At 44.7% G+C, this 22,139-nt stretch carries 17 protein-coding genes; 9 read left to right on the forward strand and 8 right to left on the reverse strand.

Annotation, left to right across the window (positions count from 1 at the left end):
- Nucleotides 1-26: 26 nt before the first annotated feature.
- Genes MHH60_RS20495 through MHH60_RS20505 form a run of 3 tightly spaced genes read left to right on the forward strand, consistent with a single transcriptional unit; the run spans nt 27 to nt 3,705 of the window.
- Nucleotides 27-1,712: an AI-2E family transporter gene (locus MHH60_RS20495; RefSeq protein WP_076136731.1), complete on the forward strand. Its 1,686-nt coding sequence runs from the start codon at nt 27-29 to the stop codon at nt 1,710-1,712.
- 8 nt (nt 1,713-1,720) lie between these two features.
- The gene (locus MHH60_RS20500) at nt 1,721-2,608 is read left to right on the forward strand and encodes a hypothetical protein (RefSeq protein WP_076136733.1); all 888 of its coding nucleotides are present in this window, start codon (nt 1,721-1,723) and stop codon (nt 2,606-2,608) included.
- Nucleotides 2,608-3,705 carry an AAA family ATPase gene (locus MHH60_RS20505; protein WP_076136735.1) on the forward strand — a complete coding sequence of 366 codons (1,098 nt, stop codon included), beginning with the start codon at nt 2,608-2,610 and terminating at the stop codon, nt 3,703-3,705. Before MHH60_RS20500 ends, MHH60_RS20505 begins: the two co-directional genes overlap by 1 nt.
- Nucleotides 3,706-4,398: 693 nt before the next feature.
- Here MHH60_RS20505 and MHH60_RS20510 read toward each other — a convergent pair.
- The 4 genes from MHH60_RS20510 to MHH60_RS20525 form a co-directional block, all read right to left on the reverse strand.
- Nucleotides 4,399-4,812 (reverse strand): lecithin retinol acyltransferase family protein, encoded by a 414-nt coding sequence (locus MHH60_RS20510; RefSeq protein WP_076136737.1) that lies wholly within the window; start codon nt 4,810-4,812, stop codon nt 4,399-4,401.
- A gap of 540 nt (nt 4,813-5,352) precedes the next feature.
- Entirely contained in the window at nt 5,353-5,538 is a 186-nt protein-coding gene (locus tag MHH60_RS20515) for a tyrosine-type recombinase/integrase (RefSeq protein ID WP_306082209.1), read from the reverse strand.
- Nucleotides 5,475-6,560 carry a tyrosine-type recombinase/integrase gene (locus MHH60_RS20520; protein ID WP_256715170.1) on the reverse strand — a complete coding sequence of 362 codons (1,086 nt, stop codon included), beginning with the start codon at nt 6,558-6,560 and terminating at the stop codon, nt 5,475-5,477. The genes MHH60_RS20515 and MHH60_RS20520 overlap by 64 nt, the downstream gene beginning before the upstream one ends.
- A gap of 77 nt (nt 6,561-6,637) precedes the next feature.
- Nucleotides 6,638-6,904, reverse strand: coding sequence for a helix-turn-helix domain-containing protein (locus MHH60_RS20525; protein WP_042130125.1), 267 nt, complete (start codon nt 6,902-6,904; stop codon nt 6,638-6,640).
- Between the two features lie 686 nt (nt 6,905-7,590).
- On the opposite strand from MHH60_RS20525, the gene MHH60_RS20530 reads away from it, so the two are divergent.
- Nucleotides 7,591-8,715, forward strand: a complete 1,125-nt coding sequence (locus MHH60_RS20530; RefSeq protein WP_179088921.1) for an IS701 family transposase — start codon at nt 7,591-7,593, stop codon at nt 8,713-8,715.
- A gap of 315 nt (nt 8,716-9,030) precedes the next feature.
- Here the strand turns inward: MHH60_RS20530 and MHH60_RS20535 are convergent, their stop codons facing one another.
- The 4 genes from MHH60_RS20535 to MHH60_RS20550 all read right to left on the reverse strand — a co-directional run bounded on the left by MHH60_RS20535 (nt 9,031) and on the right by MHH60_RS20550 (nt 13,139).
- Nucleotides 9,031-9,228 carry a helix-turn-helix domain-containing protein gene (locus tag MHH60_RS20535; RefSeq protein ID WP_042130121.1) on the reverse strand — a complete coding sequence of 66 codons (198 nt, stop codon included), beginning with the start codon at nt 9,226-9,228 and terminating at the stop codon, nt 9,031-9,033.
- Nucleotides 9,229-9,278: 50 nt separating this feature from the next.
- Entirely contained in the window at nt 9,279-9,677 is a 399-nt protein-coding gene (locus tag MHH60_RS20540) for a sigma-70 family RNA polymerase sigma factor (protein ID WP_042130118.1), read from the reverse strand.
- Between the two features lie 136 nt (nt 9,678-9,813).
- Nucleotides 9,814-10,758, reverse strand: a complete 945-nt coding sequence (manA, locus tag MHH60_RS20545) for a mannose-6-phosphate isomerase, class I (RefSeq protein WP_042130116.1) — start codon at nt 10,756-10,758, stop codon at nt 9,814-9,816.
- Nucleotides 10,759-10,826: 68 nt separating this feature from the next.
- The gene (locus MHH60_RS20550) at nt 10,827-13,139 is read right to left on the reverse strand and encodes a helix-turn-helix transcriptional regulator (protein WP_076136741.1); all 2,313 of its coding nucleotides are present in this window, start codon (nt 13,137-13,139) and stop codon (nt 10,827-10,829) included.
- Nucleotides 13,140-13,376: 237 nt separating this feature from the next.
- Here MHH60_RS20550 and MHH60_RS20555 point away from each other — a divergent pair, with 237 nt between their 5' ends.
- From MHH60_RS20555 to MHH60_RS20575, 5 genes are all read left to right on the forward strand, one after another.
- Nucleotides 13,377-14,315, forward strand: coding sequence for an ABC transporter permease (locus MHH60_RS20555; RefSeq protein ID WP_076136743.1), 939 nt, complete (start codon nt 13,377-13,379; stop codon nt 14,313-14,315).
- A gap of 10 nt (nt 14,316-14,325) precedes the next feature.
- Nucleotides 14,326-15,204 carry a carbohydrate ABC transporter permease gene (locus MHH60_RS20560; protein WP_042130109.1) on the forward strand — a complete coding sequence of 293 codons (879 nt, stop codon included), beginning with the start codon at nt 14,326-14,328 and terminating at the stop codon, nt 15,202-15,204.
- Between the two features lie 73 nt (nt 15,205-15,277).
- Nucleotides 15,278-16,828, forward strand: a complete 1,551-nt coding sequence (locus MHH60_RS20565; RefSeq protein WP_076117198.1) for an extracellular solute-binding protein — start codon at nt 15,278-15,280, stop codon at nt 16,826-16,828.
- Nucleotides 16,829-16,973: 145 nt separating this feature from the next.
- Nucleotides 16,974-17,117 carry a hypothetical protein gene (locus MHH60_RS20570; RefSeq protein WP_179088922.1) on the forward strand — a complete coding sequence of 48 codons (144 nt, stop codon included), beginning with the start codon at nt 16,974-16,976 and terminating at the stop codon, nt 17,115-17,117.
- Between the two features lie 72 nt (nt 17,118-17,189).
- Entirely contained in the window at nt 17,190-22,094 is a 4,905-nt protein-coding gene (locus tag MHH60_RS20575) for an S-layer homology domain-containing protein (RefSeq protein ID WP_076136745.1), read from the forward strand.
- Nucleotides 22,095-22,139: the final 45 nt, after the last annotated feature.

Genomic DNA, 22,139 nt, shown 5'->3' on the forward strand with positions numbered 1-22,139 from the left:
CCAACGTGCTGATTCAGGGGTGAAAAATGGCAAACGAGAATGAGATATTGGAAATTACAGAAATCGATAATGTAGATTCGTTCGATTTTAATGAGTTGGAGACTAAATTGCAAAACGAATTGGATTTACAACTATCGGAACTGGAGCTTTTGAAAGAAGATCGAGAAAAAATAGGTAGCCCCGATAATTTAGGAAATACTGTTATGAATGTAGTTTGGGAACAATTTATTAATCAGTTGGCAGCTACCGCTGGCGAGGACTTTATTAAAGAGAATGGTGGTCTAACGTTGGATTTGAGGAATGATGCCCATATTCAAACAACAGAAAATTTCGGAAACGGTAAGATAGCAACACATAATAATAAAATAGATTTCCAAAAGCGGTATGATGATTGGCAAGATAATTTTCAAAAAGACGATAATGGTGATATTAGATTAAAAGATAAATACAAAACTGGCGACTTCCAAAAAGTATTGAAAAAGGAAGCTCGTAAACCTTTTGATAAAGGCAGGGATATGGGTTCGACCGCCGTTAATAAGGACCATACTGTGTCAGCTGCGGAAATTATCAGGGACCCTAAAGCGAATTGCCATCTTGAAAAACAAGAACAAATTAATTTTACAAATAGCGAAATAAACCTAAAGGACATGGAAGCTGCGGCCAACCAATCAAAAGGCGACAGAAAAATGAAAGATTGGCTGGATAGCGAGCGATACGGTGAAAAACCTGCAGACAGGTTTAACATTAACGAAGAAGAATTAAGGGAAAGAGACAGAGTTACTCGTGAGGAATATGAAAAACTGACAGAAGAAGGGGAACGCAAATCCGTTGCGAAAGGAAAGCAATCTCAAAAAGAAGAAGCGTTCAGGATAACGGGCAAAGCGCTTAGAGCTGTAATAATGCAGCTTTTTGCAGAATTAATAAAAGAAGTAATCAGAAAATTGATTTTGTGGTTAAAGACAACCCAAAAGAATCTGGAATCTCTGCTTAATACTATTAAGTCGGCGATAAATTCATTCATTAGCAAGTTGAAAACACAGTTAGTAAGCGCCGGAAGCACGCTTATCACCACTATTGCTACAGCCATATTGGGACCTATTGTGAGAACCATTAAGAAAGTATGGACTATGCTTAAACAGGGATGGAATTCGTTCAAAGAAGCAATTGCCTATCTTAAGAGTCCAGACAACAAACATAAGCCAGTTGGTAGACTGATACTTGAAACAGGGAAAATAGTAATCGCGGGGTTAAGCGCGGCGGGTGCGCTTGTATTGGGAGAGGTTATTGAAAAAGGCTTGATGTTAGTACCCATATTTGCATTTGAGATTCCGATTCTTGGTAGTTTGGCCAGCTTAATAGGCCTATTTATGGGCGGCTTGGTTGCGGGAATTGTAGGCGCAATTGCATTGAGCTTGATTGACAAAGCTGTTGCTAAGCAACAGCTGGCGGAGGCGGTACATAAGGAAGTAAATAAAGGCAACGAGGTATTAAATACACAAAATACGGTTACCGCACTAAATGAAAACAAGCTAGAACATACTAAAAATAGTGTTGCCAGTTCTATAAAGGAGAGGCATGATATTGCCACTAATATAATTAAAGAATCTTTAACAAATATCAATGACGAAAATATCAATAGTGAAGTTGCCGTCAGCGGGAATGAAGATGCATTTGAGAATATGCTTGGAAATTTAAACAAACTACTGAAATAGGGGATAATATGAACGAGCTTGCCATTCAAACACACGACTTCAATCATGCAAAAAAGCAACTTAAAGAATTCTCGGAAAAAATTCCATCGAGTGTAGATTTACAATCGGTTGCCTCGAAGGGGGGATTATTCAATTGGTTTGACCACAATGTAACAGGCAACGAATTTAATCAATTAACGACCCAAATTCAAAAACATCTGATTACTATTAACAACTTACATATTAAATCTATAAAAGAATTCGGTCAGGTTTACAATGCGTTAGAAGCGTTGGATAAAGATTATATCCAAGCTATAATTCTATCAATCAAGGCAGCTGAAAAAGCGAGTAGTCAAGCGAAGGAGAGTGCTCTTGAAGCTCAAAAAAATAGCCTTGATATCGCTAAAACCATTCAAGTGCAAACACAGATGATAACAGTTTTGAGTCAATTCAAAGAACAAATTGATGAATACGAACAACTTAAGAATATCGATGAAATATGGAACGACAGCCAAACATTTAAGGAAGACATTAAATCAATCAATGTAGGGATTGGAAATATTGTTGAGTCGATAGAAGAGCAAACGCAAGTGATAAATGCTTTGAAGCAATTCAAAGAACAAATTGATAAATACGAACAGCTTAAGAATATTGATGAAATATGGAACGATAGCCAAACATTTAAGGAAGACATTAAATCAATCAATATTAGAATTGAAAAACAAAAAGAAGTAATTGACAGTGAAACAAAAGATCAAATGAATTATATACTGAATCTGATAGATGAAGATAAAAAAAATAATGAGGATCGAAGTAAGATATTATCTAAGAAACTGAAAATAGCATATCTATTAGCAGGGGGTTCTTTAGGCATTACTTTGATTCATTTTGTATTGAATTTATTAGGAACTATATGATGGATAAATATAAAAATGATTTTTTGAATTATGCTTCAAAATTAGACGCATTGGTTGAGGCAAATGGGAAAATCACCAAATATGCTACAGTTATTGTAGAAAATCAAGATGAATCAGCGACAATAATGCTGCTAAAAAATATATCCATAGTAGTTGATTCAGGTAAATATTCAATTGAAGTTAAACAATTATCAAATGTATTAAAGGATAGTTTGATTAAATATTATGGATACATGAAAGTACTGGATATTTGTAACCAGGATCAAATAGACAAAGAAACGCGAACATTGCCTGAATTATTGGCAGAATTAAATGAATTGATTGGACTTAACGGAGTAAAAGCAAAAGTTAATAACTTAATAGCCTATCAAAAAGTGCAGAAGTTGCGTGAGAACCAAGGATTAACTACTGCAAAAAACACCCTTCACCTTTCTTTTACAGGAAATCCAGGAACGGGAAAAACGACAGTGGCAAGGATTGTTGGACGGATATATAAACAAATTGGATTACTCACAAAAGGTCACTTTATTGAAGTTTCTAGAACCGATTTGATAGCGGGCTATCAAGGGCAAACGGCATTAAAAGTAAAAAAAGTTATTGAAAAAGCAAAAGGTGGCGTGTTGTTTATTGATGAAGCCTATAGCATTACAGAGAATGAACACAGCGATTCTTATGGACGGGAATGCTTAACAGAATTGACAAAAGCATTGGAGGATTATCGAGACGAATTGGTTGTAATCGTGGCAGGGTACACAGAACCAATGAATAAATTTTTCGAATCGAATCCTGGGCTTAAATCTCGCTTTAACACATTTATCGAATTCGACGATTATGCAGCTGACGAGCTGGTAGAAATATTAAATATTTTGTGTAAAAACAATGATTATACTTTAAGTGAAGAAGCGAGCAACAAAATTAACCAAGTTTTAAACAATGAAGTGGCCGCGAAAAATGAGCATTTTGCTAATGGGCGACTGGTTAGAAATTTATATGATGATATGGTAATGAACCATGCCAAAAGGGTAGTTAATATTGATGAACCAAGTCATGAGATCTTATCCTTAATAACTGATGAAGATATATGTAGTATTGAATGAATTAACATCTCACCACTAGTTCCTAGACATTTCGTTACTCGCTTAGAGGCATTACTCACTGAATAGAAAGAAGTTGTTGAGCTGATGCGGATGGTATTTATTACCCACGCGCAACAAGTGAAGAGTTATGGATAAATAAGGCACCATACGCCAAATCGCGTAGAGTGCCTTATTAATTTTCTCGGTTATCATTTCACCTCTACCGTCAAGCAGGATTGGAATTCTACGGCGAACCTACGCTCATAGATGGTGACCCTCTCAATCAGCCATCTTACCAACTACTTGTTATATTCAGTAATGGTGTTAGGCTATTCCTGCATGAATGTGCTCATATCGGCGATTTGTTTGCGATGTTCATCTCGACCTACGTTTACGAAAAAAATAAACTGACATTCGAGAGGCGTTTTTAAGAATGGGAGAATACCTTGAATTCTCTCTTAATTGTAATATTTTTCAATAGTAGACAATCCAAAACTAAGGCAATTTATTCAAAATGAAATTTAGGAATTAGAAACTTAATAGTTCATTAACCAATCAAGTGTCTAATTCTTTTTCTTTATTCGACCAGTTTGATGACTCCATAGCTCATCATGTGAAATTTAGAATGGGAAAGAAAAGAAAAAAATCCATTAAACTGCTCATGTGGTTTAAAGGATTTTTATATGCATATTTATTTGAAAAAGGGTTGGTTATTTAGCCTCTGCAAGATACTACAAAATGTTCGCAGTTATTGTAGATCAAATTGTAGTTAGACTCACCTAATCTTTTGTGTGCTCTTTTCACTACCTCATCACGGGAACAGCGTAAGCTTGAAGAGCGTTTCTCTATTGCTTTACCTTGCTTGAAGGTATCGAGCGTATCAAGACTTACAATTCCGTGACCATTAATTTTAGTATAATGAATAACTAAACCATTTCCGACATATATCCCATGATGGAGATATCCGTAGTACACAGCAATATGATCACCTCTTTCTAGTACTGGATCATTTCCTAAAAAAGCATGAGTTGCTTTTCTTGGAGCTGTTTGAATACTTTCAACTGCATTAAATACGGTTCTTGCAGTTTTTTGTATAGACTTAACTAATGGCAAAAGTGGATGATCCATATATTGAATTACCTCCTCAAATACACTGCTTAATGATTGCTTTACACATTGTTACCGTATTCTGAATAATTAAACGAGTCGACGGGGACTAGCGTTGTTTATAATTAGCGGGCAGAGAAGTCAACAATAGCAAATTAGTAATTTAAGGTAAGTATTTCTGTTGCTTTTGCTAACATTTTTGCTAACATGGCTGCACATACAAAACCTCGAGCGCATTGAGTATGCAACACAAAAAAAGCTATTAACCCGCATGGTTAAAGGTTTTTCACTCGATATTCCCGTAGTATAGTAAAGGTGTTAAGAAGACCATTTCAGGACTTAAAATCCTGCGGTACGTGAGTACCGTACGGGTTCGACCCCCGTCCTCGGCATCCTTGATTTATAAGGGTTTTTTCCGAAAAACCTTGGTTTTTGAAACAGCTTAGGAGAGAACTTTTTATCGAGTTCTCTCCTGCAGTTCTCTCCTTTTTCCGAAGGAGAGAACGAGGAGAAGATCGCATGACTCTCATGAAATATTGAGGGTAGTGCGATCTTTTTTTATTAAAAGACCAAAACACCGCTCATTGTTGATGCCGAAGATACTTTGGAGCTGTACTCTAGATGAGAATAAATGTTGGCTGTTGTAGAATAGTTGCTGTGTCCCAGCCATTCTTGAATTTCTTTCATACTGACTCCATTGGAGAGTAGGAGGCTTGCACAACTATGACGCAGGTCGTGATAACGAATATGACGAAGACCATTTTTTTAAGAGTTCTAGTGAAGTTCTGTGTGATATAGCCCGGTTTAATTCGTTGTCCCAACTTATCCAGATAGATATACTCCTCGTAATCTGTGCAGTAGGATTTACCACATATGGCTTTATTGAGAGCTTGAAGCTCACGAATGCGCAGCAGTAAATCCTTAAAAGCTGGCACAAGAGGTAAGGTGCGGCGGCTCGGTTTGTTTTTAGCACGGTCCTTTTCAATGATGTGTTCCTGACCTTCAAAATAAACCGGAGTTACCGTGTGCCTGATACTAATCGTTTTGTTTTCAAAATTTATAGCTGTCCATTTCAATCCGACTACTTCACTTCGCCGCAATCCATAAAAAGCGGCAAGAATGACTGCTAGCTCTATCAATTCGCCCTTAACTTTTTCAAACAGAATATTTGTCTCCTGCTTGTTGTAAAAACTGCCTACAAAATCATTTTTCTTTGGCCTTTCAATCTTATCTGCCGGGTTAGTGTTAATTAAATCATTTTTGAGAGCATGTTTTAGCGCTTTGCGAATATTAGCATGATAATGGAGAACCGTGTTGGTTGTCACTCCATTTTCTTCAAGCTCATACTGATAGTATTCTTGAATATGACATGGTAATAGCTCTTTGAGAAAAAGCCCTTTTTCTTCAAAGTAAGGTACAACATGATTAGTAATGACGTTGTGATACGAAGCGTAAGTGATAAATTCAACCTGGTGTTTCATCATTGCTAGCCACTGAAGCATGAAGACAGAAAATAGGGGTCCTTGATCGACTGGCTCTTCAGCTGACATTTCTTCGATAACTTCTTCAACTGGTTCTTCCTCAGTAGCATTTAAAAGAAGAGTAAATTCCCTCCTTGTCTCTAATAGCAATGCTTCTGCTCTTTTTTTGTTTCCTTTTACCGTAAGGCCAGTAGGAATCCATTTTGGTTTTCTCTTACCTTCTTCATCCTTGCAATTCAAGACCATATAAAAAAGACCCTTTTTTTCTTGTAGGTGGCCTGCTACCATGAAAAAACCTCCTTCATAGCAGCCCGCATTGGTCCTACCATTGACGCATTAATTATAACACGTATGAGCAGAACGGTTCAATGCGGTAAAGTGTGAAAGCTAGAGGGTGAAGTGCCATTTATAACTGTGGCTAAATACTCGATTATATAGATTTTAGGGATTTTGTATATCCTACCAATCTTAAAGTGCTGTATACGTTCAGCTTGCAATAGTTTGTAAGCAGTTTTTGTGCTTATATTACCTAACATAACACACAATTGATCTATGTTAACTACATCGGGAAAATTACGATACATAAGCAGAAGTAAAGATTGAAGTTCTGGCTGTCCTATATCAGTTTGCATCTATAGCACTTCCTAACGAAGAAAATATTTGTAGATATATGGAGGCTGGAGGTGTTATTTATGAATCAATATATTCTCGACAAATTCATAGAGATCTGTTCAAGCTGCCGACGGTTACTCGACATCATAGCTTTTTAAAGCTCCCTCTCATCCGAGCGGGCTGCCCCCAATGCAGTGACGCTGGCCAGGCAGAAGTATCATAATCCCCAATACCGGTCATTGCGATTCATCCTACCATGGGATGATTTAAGTCGGAAAGATAGTCGCTCAGGGCACATGCGATCCTTCTTGGCGCTTCCGCTATGTCGCTTCTGCTGTTGCAGAGGCAATGGGAAAGTACTTGAACAGAAGATATGTAGATATCAAAGAACAAGTAAGGAATTTAGAAGCAGGCTTTTTATAGCTTAGCCCCTATAATTTAAATGGGGATGAGATAAGGAATAAGCAATTAAAATTCTAAACTTATTTTTTGCTCCTCTACTTGTTGGGATAGAACGATTTCACTAATATAACTTGAGTGTTGCAAAAACTACGCTGTCGATTTGACCCGGTTAAAGCAAGTTTGTTAGAACTTTCGTCGAAGATTTTAAAATAAAAAGGACATCAAACCTTTGTGTAGAAATTGACGGTTACGACGCCACAATTTCCATATAAAGGAGATGTCCACTCTTATGGTATCCCTCTACATGTCCATAATCGTCAAGTTTATTTTAGTGCTGAAGTTGGAGTTATCTAAACCACAACTGAATCACGTGTTCACACTCGTTCACGGCATCATTCTCTGCGCCGGACGTAAGAATATCACTCAGATTCGTAACGTTACCAGACAAGATCGTCATCTCAGTAGCATGACCAATTTCTTGAATCACTCTCCCTGGTGCGTCAACCGCATGCAGCGTAGACGCATGCAATTTGCATTGGAAAAGATCCGGGCGAAACGTGTGAAAAGCGGTGATTCCAGATCTCTTATGTTTCTTATTGTGGATGACACTTGTTGTAAGAAAGACAAGTCGACCAAGAAGATGGAGGCGCTCAGCTTTCAGAATTCACATGAAGACGGCAAGTCTGTCTGGTGCCACAGCATTGTCACTTCCCATGTGGTGAGTGAAGGTTGCTCCTACGCTTGGGATTTTCGCCCGTATTACCAGAAAGAGTATTGTGAGGCGCAGCGAATGAGGTTTAGCAGCAAGAACGATTTGGCTCTGGAAATGATCGAAGCCTTCCCTGCTGAGGATGATGCACTCGTCTACGTCCTTATGGATAGCTGGTATACGAGCGAGAAGGTCATCAACGCCTGTAACCGCAAGGGATTTCATGTCATTGCAGCCGTAAAAACAAATCGGCTGATCTGTCCAGCCGGCATTCCGATTCAAATTAGTGATTTCGCTACACAGCACATTCACAAAACTGATCTCCACTCTGTTACCGTGGAAGGTCAGGGAATGTACTGGGTCTATCCCTACGAAGGATCCGTGAGCGAGATCGAAAACGTCAAGCTGTTGCTGTCTTGGAAAGATGATTACACCGATTTGAGCAAACCTCAGGTTTGTCTTCTTTGTACGGATCAGTCCCTGGATCTCGTTACCATCCAGCGATATTATCACGTACGTTGGAACATCGAAACGGGTAATCGTTATTTCAAGGAATTGCTCGGCTTTGACCAATATCAACTGCAACTGCTTTCTTTTATCGGCATTCAACGTTTTTGGGCCATTCAATTCCTGACGCAAAACTATCTTGAATTCCAGCGGCAGGAATGGATGAGAGACAAATCATCCATGACACTAGGCGATGTGGTGTATCGCATTTGAGAAGAGTACTTCGGGCAGATTATCGTCTATGTTTACCAGCAAGCCTTGGAGAAAAAGCCGCTTTTCGACATCCTGAAACATTTCAAACTGTCTGCCTAAACGTTGTTTTTACTGATAGCACTACAGGTCTGTCCACTTAGCTTATTGCTGAGTTAAATCGCAACACTCAAGTAATATAAGATACCCCCTGCCATAAAAACAGGGGGTTACAAATTAATCACACAAGTTAATATAAAAATATCTATCAATTAAAGATCATTGAAATGAAAAATTACTTTTTTATTATGCATAGTTTAAAAACGCAATCTTCATATTCTAATGATAACGATTAAGATTAAAACGACGTACTGCTAATATGAACTCTAATGTAAGGTGTTGTCTGCAATCCTCATCTATATGCCCGTTTTGTTTTGCAAATTTATTTATCAGTGGTTGATAAAGAAAAATTAGTCTAGCTTCGGCATCACGATTGCCACTCTGAGCCAATTCAATCAGTGTACCTATTTCTTGCATACTGATTCCATCCCTTTTTAATTTAATGTAAGGTTAAGAGAATTATTAGTTTAACAATATAAAGAGAGGTGCTCTTTTAATTTCCGTAATAAATTTGCTTTCATTTTACTGACTGCTTGCCTTGAGATACCAAGATTATATGCAATTTCTTTATCAGTTAAATCCTTACAGTACTTTAGGGCCAATACCCTCTTTTCTACAGTACTAAATTTCAATTCATCGATAATTTGTATCAATGTAGTACAATTTTCGACTCGGGTAGAGGACGACAAACAAATACTAAAGTTGGGTTTGATGTTATTTAATTCTTTTTCATCCAATAGAATAGTATGAGAAGTATGGCGAAGAGCTTTTTTATAATAATCCCGGCTCGCATGACGTAAACACGACTGTACATAACTACTAAAAGCATTTTTAATTGCTTTTTGATCTTTGTTAACATTATGCATATTTCCATCTCCTCTCATTAATTAAATGGGAATGATGAGAGGGAAAGGCAACCTTTGGATTTAATATATAAGAAATGTAAAAATAAATTTTCGACATTTTTACTATAATCGGCATAATAAAGCGAAAGGGCGCAAATTATTCATGTGAAATAATAAGCTGAATCATTCCATCAATTTCATAAGGTCCGCAATCAACAGGTAGAATAAGGTGATCACCTTTATTTAGTCTATACTTGCCGTCTTGGATAAAGATATAACCGTTACCCTCAATCACACTAATGAGAGAATATTTCGGATGAGCTGGCAATTTTGTTTTATTAGTGATTTCCCATTTTTCTACTGTAAAGTACGAATTCGAAACAAATTGGGTTATATAGAGTCCGTCATATTTTTGAGTTACATATGAAGATGGTATATGTATCTGTGGTGTAGTTGTAACTTCGATGGCTTTCCCTAAATGAAGTTCACGTAAATTCCCATTATTATCTCGGCGACCATAATCATATACTCGATAAGTCGTGTCTGAACTTTGTTGGGTCTCCAGTACGACAATTCCTTTCCCCAAAGCATGTAATGTGCCGCTGGGTACATAGAAAAAATCTCCTTGCTTTACTGGAATCTTTCTGAGCAGTTTCTCCCATTCCCCGCTTTGAATCATATATTCTAATTCCTGTTTAGAGGATGCTTCGTGCCCGTAAATAATAGTGGCATCAGGCTCAGCATCGAGAATGTACCAACATTCCGTTTTACCAAGCTCTCCATTCTCATTCTTATCAGCATAGCCATCATCTGGATGCACCTGAACAGACAAATTATCTGAGGCATCCAAAATTTTAGTGAGTAAAGGAAACACTGGTGAACTTGATCCGAATAGTTCGGGTTTCGAGTTCCATAGCTCCCCTAGTGACATACCTTGAAAGACTCCTCCTTTTACAATGCTCTGTCCATTAGGATGTGCCGATATCGCCCAGCATTCGCCAGTCGAGTTATTTGGAATGGGATAATTGAACAAGTCTTTGAGTTTAGTTCCACCCCAAATGCGTTCTTGAAAAACAGGTTGCAAAAAAATAGGTAGATTCATAAATGTTATAACTCCTCTAATTAATAATGGGTAAGAAAACTTCCGGATATAAAGCGGGTCTCATACCGCTATTTATTCATTTTCCGGTACATGGCTGGTGTTACCCCGTACCTTTTCTTGAACGCCGCGTAAAATGTGTTCAGTGTTGTGAATCCATACTTTTGACTAAGTGGCTCAATCGGCTTGTCGCTCGTCAGCAGCTCCTCGCAAATGATGTCGAGCCTGCGTTCTGAAATTGTTTCGGTAATCGAACGGGTGGTTTCCAGCTTGTAGAGGTTGCGCAGGTAATTAATCGACAATCCGAGCTCATCGGCAAGTAGCTTGGTAGCCAGATTAGGATTGGTCAGATGTGCTGCGATTAGTTGATCTACCTCTTGGACAAGTCCCGCCTTCTTGGATACATTGCGGGCAGCGGCGATCTCCGCCAGCGTCTGGCTGGACAAGTCCTCCATCCATTCTCCGAATGCCTGGAGGGTCTCAAGCTTCATAATCTGATTCTCGACGGAAGTGAGTCCCCAGGAGCTGGACAGTATGAAATGTGGAGCAGCTTCCTGAAGGGAACGGCGAACATGCATGAAAAAGGTGATAAGCGACATTTTGCACTCAAAATAAGGCCGCTCTCTAAGCGCGGAGAGAGCAGCGTCCATCGTAGGGAGCAGAGTGTCGCCGTCGGCCTTCTGAATTGCATGTACCATCTGCCTCTCCAGTTCAAGCGGAAGATGGTACAGCTCGTTCGGACTACTATCAGCCTGCTCTTCCGACACGAGCGCGCCATGCCCCAGCCGAAAGCGCTCCTGGGTCATTTCGTATACAGTCATGTATCCTTCATGCAGCTCGGCTAATCCTTCCACACATTTGCCGGAAGCCACGGTTGTGCTAATGGAGAGATACTGCTTCACCAGCCGCTGCGACTCCCGCAGCTTGTCGGCAATAGCATTAGGCTGCCTTTTGTCCACCGGCAGGATGACGGCGATATGATCCGCTCCCATATCCACGGTTTGAATTCGGGCGGCGAAGAAGGGCTGCAGTGACTCTCCGACAATATTGGTCATAGCAAACCTTAGCAGCCGCTGGTCTTTATCTGAATAGTTCTGGACAAACGACGGAAAGTAGTCGATCCGGAAGATGGCAACCGACAGGTTCTCCTCCGGAAGCTCAATCTCCAGCCGGCGGATAGATTGGCGAATCTCCTCCAGAGAAGGCGCCGGACCGCTGAGCAGTTCACGCATGAAGCGTTCCCGAGCGAAGAATTTGTGCTGCCGGCCCACCTCTGTCAGTTCGTGGATCTTCTCCGATTGAAAGACGAAGACCTGGGACAAATAATCAAGCTCATTGGCTGCCAGCAGACCGTCTTGCTTTTCGGACTGGTGCTGTTTCATGACATTCTGCACCAGCTCCTGAATCGGCGAATAGACTTTTCGGGACAGCAGAGCGACTACTCCGAGCGAAACTAGGAGCAGTCCGCCGAACAACAGCAGGGTGATATTACGCAGGAAATCGATCCTGCTCAGAATGACAGACTTGGGAATGGTCTCGTAGAAGCGCCAGTTCTGAATACCCTTAATCGAGGTCTGGGCGTAAACCAGCATCTGTTCCCTTTCGTTTTCAGGCTTGTAGAGCTTCCAGCCATTTATCTTATCCGAGCTGGCTGCGGTGAAATCCTGTATTTGATCCTGACTTAGTCGATCGGTGCTGAAGATCATCTCATTCTTATCGTTAAGGACAAATAGGTTGGTCTCTAGGAAGCTGTTGGCTTGCAGCAGTGTCATAATACTGTCCGCGTCCACGTTCAATACAAACGCCGAGATGGACTTGCCGGTTTCATAGGGGATAATGGCCGTAATCACCCTCCGATATTTGCTAGAATTCAGAGGCATATGGAGGGTGCGCGGAATCAGAAATGCCCCGTCCGTAATCTTGCGTGTACGCAGCCGCTCCAGTACCTCTTGGTCATAGAACTCGTCGATGTCAGTAAGCCCCAGCCGGGAATCGATGATACTGTCAGTGTAATCATTGATCAGATAGACCGAATCAATGGATGGATTGCCATTCTTCACATTCATTAGCCGACTCCAGACCGTATAGGTCTCAAAAGTGCTGTTTACTTCGGCCAGTGCATATGACTCTAGCTGGCTGTCAGAGCTGGAGGAGTAAGCGTAGTTGATGGACCATTCCATCAATTGAGCCGTATTCTTGCCGCCATTGACAAGAGCTGACTCAGTATGATCGCCGATTTCGTTTAAGAGGGTTTTGGCAGACAGCCCGTAAAGGGCAACAAAAGAAACAGCGAGCAGGAATGTCGTTGCGCTAATAAAATAGATGAGGATTTTTAGAAAAGTCGTTCGTCGTTTAATTCGTTTCCAATTAAATATATTTTCCATTGAGCTCCCCCGGACGGTTCCTTTTGTTTAGGAATGCAGGGTTTATTGTACCATAGAAGCATCTTCACTGAACCAAATCAATGGATTTTGCGGTGAGTGATGGATTCAAGAACCGGTGAATGGATGCAAGGAAGAAGTACCGTTGCATGTTGTAATTGTTCTCTGCTCCACGGCCTGATATGGTGATTTCAGACATTCGGCCGTGCACGGACCAATGACAACTAAGGGGGTAGGAGCATGGAGCATGCTCAAAGACGGGGCATACGCTGGAAGCTGAAGCAGATCGCACACAGTCCTTTTTTATACCTAATGGCGATTCCCGGTTTGCTGTTTTTTCTAATATTCAGTTATTTCCCTATATACGGAATCATGATCGCCTTCAAGGAGTATGATTTCTCCCGCGGGATTACCGGGAGCAAGTGGGTTGGATTTAAGAACTTTGACTATTTCTTTACTTCGAATGACTTTTGGGTGATTCTCCGCAATACGGTCGGGTTGAATGTGTTGTTTATCATGTTCACAACCTTTTTTGCGGTGCTGATCGCACTAATGTTCAATGAAGTAAGCAACAAGTATTTCAAGGGAATATCTCAATCGCTAATTTTCTTACCTTATTTCATGTCCTGGATTGTAATCGGTATGCTCGTCCAATCGTTTTTGGGAGGCGAACAGCCACCGGTTAATACCTGGCTGCAGAATCTCGGGTTAGAGCCGATCAACTGGATGTTCGAGTCGAAGCTATGGCCGGCCATCCTCACGGTGATCCGGGTTTGGCAAGGTGCCGGCTACCTGTCGATCATCTTTCTGGCCGCGATCACCGGAATCTCCGAGGAACTCTATGAAGCCGCCCGCATTGATGGTGCATCTAAACGCCAAATCATGATGAAGATCACGGTGCCACTGCTGGTCCCAACGATTTCGATCATGACGCTTTTGTCGGTCGGCCGTATCTTTAATGGTGATTTCGCCATGATCTATGCTATCATCGGTGACAATTCACTGCTCTATTCAACCACAGATGTCATTGATACCTTCGTCTTCCGCTCGATGAGACAGCTACACGACTTCGGGATGTCCTCAGCTGTGGGCCTGTTCCAATCGGTCATGGGGCTCATCTTCGTCGTGTCCGCCAACGCCATCACCCGTAAGGCATCTAAGGAATCCGCATTGTTCTAGGAGGGAAATCATGAAACAGACGGCATCCGACCGTACTTTTACAGCCATGGCCTACATCATTCTCATTTTGTTTACGATCTTCTGTGTCTTCCCGTTTCTACTGATGATCATCGGCTCCTTCACGAAGGAAAGCGAACTGATCGTGAACGGGTATACCCTGTTTCCTAAGCATTTTTCTACAGCGGCTTATAAGGCGCTGCTGCATTCCGATGCACTGGCCCAGGGATACAAAGTCACTATCCTGATTACGGTGATCGGGACACTCTCGGCACTGTGCATCTCGGCGATGCTCGCCTACTCGTTGTCCAACAAGCGCAATGTGCTGCAGACACCGCTACTCCTGTTCTGTTACTTGCCTATGCTTTTCTCGGGAGGAATCATTCCCTTCTATATTGTTGTCAGCCAGTGGCTGTATCTGCAGAATAGCATCGGCGCACTGATTCTGCCGTTGCTCTGTCAGCCGTTTCTCGTCTTCCTACTGGTCAGCTTTTTTCGCACCGTGCCGGATGAACTGGAAGAAGCAGCCCGGATCGACGGCGCTAACGAAATGCGGGTATTCTTCCAGATTATCCTACCGATCTCAAAGCCAATTCTAGCATCCGTTGGCTTGTTCTATGCACTATATTACTGGAACGACTGGTTTATGGGCTTAATGTTCATCGACAATGAAAAACTGTTTCCACTGCAGCTAATCCTACGGCGGATGGTCTCTAATATGGAAGCGGCTAAAAATTTGATTCCTGCTGCCGCAGCGATCTCGACAGAAGCCCCCACCTATGGCGTACGAATGGCTACGACGGTACTCACTATCGGACCGATCATTCTGCTGTATCCGATGCTGCAAAAGTATTTCGTCAAAGGCCTGACTGTTGGAGCGGTAAAGGGTTGAATGAATGGATTTCGGCATTAACCGGGCGACCGGATTAACGCATAGATGATTACTTTTCGAGGAGGGTCAAATTATGAAAAAAAACAAAGCAATCAGTACCATTCTCGTCAGCGGCTTATCGCTTTCTCTACTGCTGGCTGGCTGTGGAGGCGGGGGAAACAAGAATGCTTCCCCGAGTAATTCCACTAATGGAGAGGTGTCCACGGCCAGCACGGCTCCAGCTACGGAGGCCCCAAAGGAAATCGTTGAATTGAAAGCGTATTTTCCCGGCGATAAGCCTAACGAATTCGAGGAGGTAATGAAGGCCGTGAACGACAAGCTGAAAGCCGACAATGTAGGCGCTTCTCTGAATATCAATTTCTTGCCATGGTCGGATTATGGCAACTCCGTATCGGTCAAGATGTCGGCAGGAGAGGATTTTGATATGTACCTGGACGCTCCTTGGCTATCGATGGCACAAATGATTTCAAGCGGTTCCATTATTCCGCTTGACGACATGGTGGCGGCCCGCAAGGAACTGAAGGATTCGATCCCTGAGCAAATGTGGGCGTCGAACAAATTCGAAGGCAAGATTATGGGAATTCCGCTGGGCACAACTCAAGGAGCGATGAACGGTTTCTTGATCCGGAAGGATCTTCGTGAGAAATACGGCATGCCAGAGTTGAAAACGGTTGCAGATGTTGAAGATTTCCTTTATACCGTGAAGGAAAAGGAAACGACGATCAAACCGTTCATTGTCGATGGTCGCAGAGCCGACACTATGCCGAATCTCTTCACCGATTATTCCAATAATACCAGCAAAGATAACTATGTGGAAACTACGGTTAAGATGTTCTATTACTCCCAGAAAGACAAGAAGATAGTAGGGGCCTGGGAGAATCCGTCCCTCCAGCAGAATTTCGACAGGATCACGAAGCTTTACAATGACGGTATCCTGTCCAAGAATATTGCTCAGGAGCAAAACGCGCAAACCTTGTTCACGCAAGGTAAGTACGCGGCAACGCTGTATGCGTCTGACGGAGTGGAAGGTCTGAAATACCTAGAAGCGCTCAAGATTCCAGGTGTCGAGCTTGAAGTGGTAGTACCTTACGACCAATCGGCTAAGCCGTATTCAACATTCCAGCAATGGAACTTTATGTGCATTCCTAAAGCCTCTAAGCATGCCGATCTGGTGATGGACGTAGCCAACTGGCTTTCTATTAAAGAAAATCATGACCTTTTGGAATACGGAATTGAAGGCAAGGATTGGGAAGCATCGGGAGATACGTCCTTCAAACAGCTGTCCGATTACTCCTTCCCGGGATATGTCATGACATGGCGTCCTACCCTAGTTCGTACCCCGGACAGTATGCTGCCGAGCGATAAGGAATGGTTTGAGAAGTCGAAATTGGCCGAAACCTTTCTCTTGAGTCCGCTTTCCGGGTTCACCTTCAACGCGGATCAGGTCAAGACGGAGTATGCTAAGGTTTCTCCTTTCTATGATTCCCTGTACTTGCCGATGGCTCAAGGTGTATTGCCTACCGATAAAGGATTAAAGATGATGAAGGACAAGATTCTCGGGGTTGGCGGTCAGAAGGTCGTCGACGAGATTCAGAAGCAAGTCGACGCAATGCCGGCCAAGTAAACAAAAACAAAGATAACCTGTGGGGAAGAGGATGTAGCTTACCGCTTTGCGGAGAATTCGTTCCCTTCCCTCTTTGTGAGTTAAACACAGGTGTAGCCACCGCTTCCTGATGGGGCTGCGCCCGGGCGCATGGAAAAGGTGCTGGATGGGCAATGGCACAGTGCCGATCCGCATCGAACGCAGCTGGCTGACTCTGTATCACGGAGCGCTCGATGAAGTGATGGCTGTGGCGGACATTCCGCTGGAAGATATATTCGATACAGTGTCATACGAAGGACCCTTGATTTAAAAATATCTCAACCTGAAGCTCCGCAGAGAAGAGGGGCGGGCTTCAGTTTGAACTCAGGAGGTTGAAAATCACATGAAAAAAATGATAAGTGCTTGTTTAGCCTTGTCTTTGACCGTTTCATTATTTTCTGTGAATCTTGTTGATCGTATTTACGCATCACCGGTGCAAGAAAGCGGGATGACTTCGACACTTTCAATGACCTCGGCCCAGCTTGCGGACAGCTCGGCAACGCAGCAACGATGGCTGTCCATCCCGGATTCTCGCATTGTTCTCAACCCGGGCAACCATCCGGACGGCGGCGCGCATTTTCCGCTCGGTAGCGGCTATTACGTACAAGGAAAAGCCAAGGGACAGGATCGGCTGCTGGAGACCTTCCAAGCAAGCGGAATGCTGCCTCCCAGTGTCGAACAAAAACCGGTCGTCTTTAATGAGCCGTTTGACAATCTCTCCGCCAATGATTGGCAGACTTCCGGTGTAACCGCCTCTGCGACAGATGGACGCGCAGTGGTAACGACAACCGGCGATTGGGGAAGCGTCACGTCCAAGGAAATCACCCTGAACCTTACAGACTCGCCCTACTTGTCAGTGACCGTGCCGAAAGCAACCGGTAAATGGGCACTCAAAATCGATAAAGGCTATCAGCGGGATGTTCAGCAGGACACGACCCAAACCGGTTCCTTCCTGTTCGATTTGAGGACATTGCCTCAGACAAAGGAATTGACGGGCAACCAGACCTTCAAGGTGATGCTCTTTGTTAGCGGCGGAAACGGGAATACGGCCGAATTTGATTCCCTACAATTTCAAGGTGTTCCGCCAACAAATACTAAGGATCCCTATGAGGGCAAGCAGATCGGGTTCGAAGATGTCTTCGATTCCGTTACTTCCACACTGTGGAAAACCGCTGAAAGCGCCGGCAATCAAACCGTTATGAATTATGAAGACGGGCTGGGCAAAATCACGATCAGATCGAATGATGGCTACGGTGCGATTGAGCGTGAAGTGACTGTCAATCTCAGCGAGACGCCATCGCTCAGTGTGAAAATTCCGGAGACCACTGGAAAGTGGGCCATCAAGCTCAATACCGGCGGGCAGTATGAGCCTTATACCCTCCAAGGCGACACTTCGGATACCGGAGTATTTACCTACGATCTGGCCGGAATCACAGGCTGGTCGGGAGTCAAAAAATTCAAGATCAAGATTTTCCAGGTTGGCGGACAGGGCTCATGGACGAAAATCGATCATTTAGCTATTCACTCCGATGACCGCTGGCTAAATACGGCAACTACGTCGCAGACGATATGGCGCCCCGAGGCGATCGATTATAACGGAACCTATTCTGCAGGTGCGGTTACAGGTTCTGATCTTTTCTTTGACACGGAATCGGTGACACGGACAATTCACTCCGACTTGTCTGCCGGAGCTATCGCGGTCGCTGGCGAGTACTCCGGCTCCGCAACCTTTGCAGCCGAGGGGAACGTGTTGACGGTCGTTGACAAGGATCGGGATTTCACGTACGCCATCGCTTTACCTCAAGATGCGGTTCCGTTTTTCTTCACATCGGCAAATGATGTGCGCTTGGGACGCAACGCGATGAAGACACCTTCTTCGGGCTCCGGTTATTGGGTTGTGACCTTGCTTGGGAAGGGAGATTATGCCGTCGGCGTCGGCTATGCCGTTGGTGGAGACGCGAGCGCCGTCGATACGGCCGCGCAGAGAGCAACAGCGGCGGCGACGCTTGAAGGAGCTGCAACCAGCCGAGCCAAGTATGCAACATACTGGGACGAATTTCTTGCTAAGGTGCCGGTGGTTGAGGATTTCGATATTCTCCATGTCAATAAAGTCGGCGTTACTTCCGAAGATGTGAAGCAAATGTATTATATGGCATGGATCGGGCTTTCCCAAAATATACTGCCGCCAACACCTGAGTGTGGGGGATCACATCGGCAGATTGCCACCGGGAAGCCTTCGATGTACACGTCCGGACCGCAAGGAGCAGAAGCTTCGGCAAGCTGGGATTCTCTGTTCGGTATGCAGTTCTTGGCTTATGTGGAGCCGGATATTGCCTGGGAGACCTTCGAAGGGATGATGGCAGGTGTCGAGTCGGACGGTAAGCTGGGAGGAGAATCTCTTCCGGCCCGGAAGGCCCAGACCGCCTGGATACTCTATCAGATCACCGGGGACAAGGAACGATTGGCAGGAATCTATGACAATCTGGTCAAGCATCTGCGCTGGGCTGCCAACAATCTGCGCTGGAGTTTCGGCGACGGCGGTCCGAATGAAAGGGACGGGGAATTTGTCATCTCGCTCATTATCGATTATGAATATGCGCGGCAAATCTCCGAGAGCCTCAACAAAACGGCCGATGCAGAAGAGTGGGCAAACTCGGGGTTGAAACTGACCGAGGATTACAAGAGCTGGTTTTTCCCGAAGAAAGGGACAACCCTCTATAAGCATTGGCTGGACGGAAGTAGACCCGACCTCACCGGACAGACCAGTTCTGTGGCCACCGGTCTCCATGTGCTCGGACTTCCCGAATATTATGTCAATGAGCTGGTGGACCGCTTCCACTCGGAGTATAACCCGGAGATGCAGTTAGCAGGTTTCAAAGGGCTTAAAGCACCTAACGCTCAATATATGACTTACGGTCTCTTGGATCACGGGTTAAGTGAGGAAGCCTCCTCATTCATTCATTCCGTCACCCGCGATATCGTGCGAACGAAGACCTTCGCTGAGGTATACGAGAAGTCTTCGGACGATATCAACGCCATTCCAATTGCGACGAGTATTTATCCTTCTCTCTTTGGAATCGTTAACCTCATCGATAACGTATGGATGGCCAATGGATATCGTATGGACCTTGGAGCTCCCGCCTTTGTTCGGTTACCCGGAGCGACCGGTGGAGTCGCGGGACTGACATGGATGGGGAAGATCTTCGACACGGATATTAACGGTGCGACCATTCAATTATCCGGAGAAGCGCTGAAACTACCTGGCGCATTTTCCCCGATCACAGTGCAAACCGGTGCGACCGTTCAATGGGGAACCGATTATGTGAATCCGGAAGTTCCGGAAGCGTCGGCAAATCTGACTGCGCTGGTGGGTGATGGGAAGGTCACGCTTCGTTGGGATGCCGTTCCGAATGCGGACAGCTACCAGGTATATCGCTTCGAAGGCGACGCGGCGCCTGCCGATCCAAGCGCTTGGCAGCTTGTAGAAGCGGACCTTAAACCGACGACCTATACGGTTGTGGGACTGACCAATGGAACGAATTATACCTTTGCAGTCAAAGCGGTTAATCTAACCGGGGTAGGCGACTTCTCCCCCGCTGTGGTTGCGACTCCCACCGGTGAAGCACATACGGTTCCGTTCGCCCCGGTGAACTTGACCGGAGTGGCAGGGGACGCAGAAGTGCGGCTTCGCTGGGACGCATCAGCGGATGCGGTTACTTACGCGGTGTACCGGTATGAAGGTGTATCGGCCCCGGTCAATCCGGCCGAGTGGAAGCTGACTACCAGCGTAACGGAGGCCACTTACACGGTAATCGGATTGACCAACGGAACGAGCTATGCGTTCGCGGTGAAGGCTGTTAATGTGGCCGGGGAGAGTGACTTCTCCAACGTGATCATCGGAGTGCCGAGTGCGACATTGCCGGAAGTTCCGGCAGCGCCACGAAACCTGAGCGCTGCGACAGGGAATGGAAGCACGGTTCTGAGTTGGAGTGCCGCCACTGGGGCGAATAGCTATTCCGTCTACCGCTATAAGGGAGGGAAGGCCTCAGCCGATCCCGGATCATGGGAACTCGTCGAGGCGGGTATTACGGCCACCGCTTATACGGTACCTGGATTGACGAACGGCATGAGCTATGCATTCGCGGTGAAGGCCGCGAATGCGGCCGGGGAGAGCGCGTTCTCGAACATGGCTGTTGTGACTCCGCTTGCTCCGGTAACGCCAGATAACGGAGGTGATTCTGGTAGCACAGGGACTAGCGCTTTGTCTACGGTCATCTCCACGAATGGCAGCATTGTTATCCCGAGCGGAAAATCCGGCGAAGTGAGCCTGAACGGAGACGTGATGGTTTCGCTTCCGGTAGGTGCGGCGAACAGTGAACTGCGAGTGATCATTGAAAAGCTCGCGACGGCGGCTATACCGCAAGCCGATCAAGGAGCTTTCATCAGCTCTGTTTATGAGATGACGAAGAATGTGCCGGGGCCATTCCGCAAATCGGTCATCCTCACGATGAAGTTTGATCCGGCTAAGGTAGGTGCGAATCAGAGAGCTGCCATTTTCTACTATAATGAAGAGAAGAGGGAATGGATAGAAGTAGGCGGAGTCGTGAATGGAGAGTGGATGACGGCTGTAGTGAACCACTTTACGAAATTTGCAGTAATGTCGGTCGGGAAGAAGGCGGTCGAACCGAATCCGGGGCAGCCTGCTGTTACGTTCACGGACATCGCCGGACATTGGGGCGAGAATGCTATCCGCAACGCGGTGAGCAAGCAGTTGATCACCGGCTACCCGGATGGCACGTTTAAACCGAACGCTGCGATTACCCGGGCTGAATTCACGGTGATGCTGGCTAAAGCGCTTGGCTGGAAAGGGGAAGGCTCAACTCTCGCCTTCGAGGATAAAGCGAAGATCGGCGCTTGGGCAAGGGAAGCGGTGACGGAGGCAGTGGCAGCTGGAATCGTCAGCGGCTACCCGGATGGCAACTTCCAGCCGAACGAGCGTATCACGCGTGCGGAGATGGTGGCGATGATCGCGAGAGCGCTGGAGCTGCCGCTGAATGCGCAAGACGCAACCAGCTTCGCGGATGGCGCAGCCATTCCGAAGTGGGCGAAGGCTGCGGCTGAAGCCATGCACCAACTCGGGATCGTAAACGGTCGCGGCGAGGGCAAGTTCGTGCCGAATGCTACAGCAAGCCGAGCGGAAGCAGTAGCGATGCTGCTGCGGATACAGGATTATCAAAGCAATCGATAAAGAGTAATGAAGCAAAACCTAGCAGCCAATCGCTGTTCTAGGTTT

Origin of the sequence: Paenibacillus sp. FSL H7-0716 (genome assembly GCF_038002705.1) — a bacterium.
GTDB classification, from domain to species: Bacteria; Bacillota; Bacilli; order Paenibacillales; family Paenibacillaceae; genus Paenibacillus_AQ; species Paenibacillus_AQ odorifer.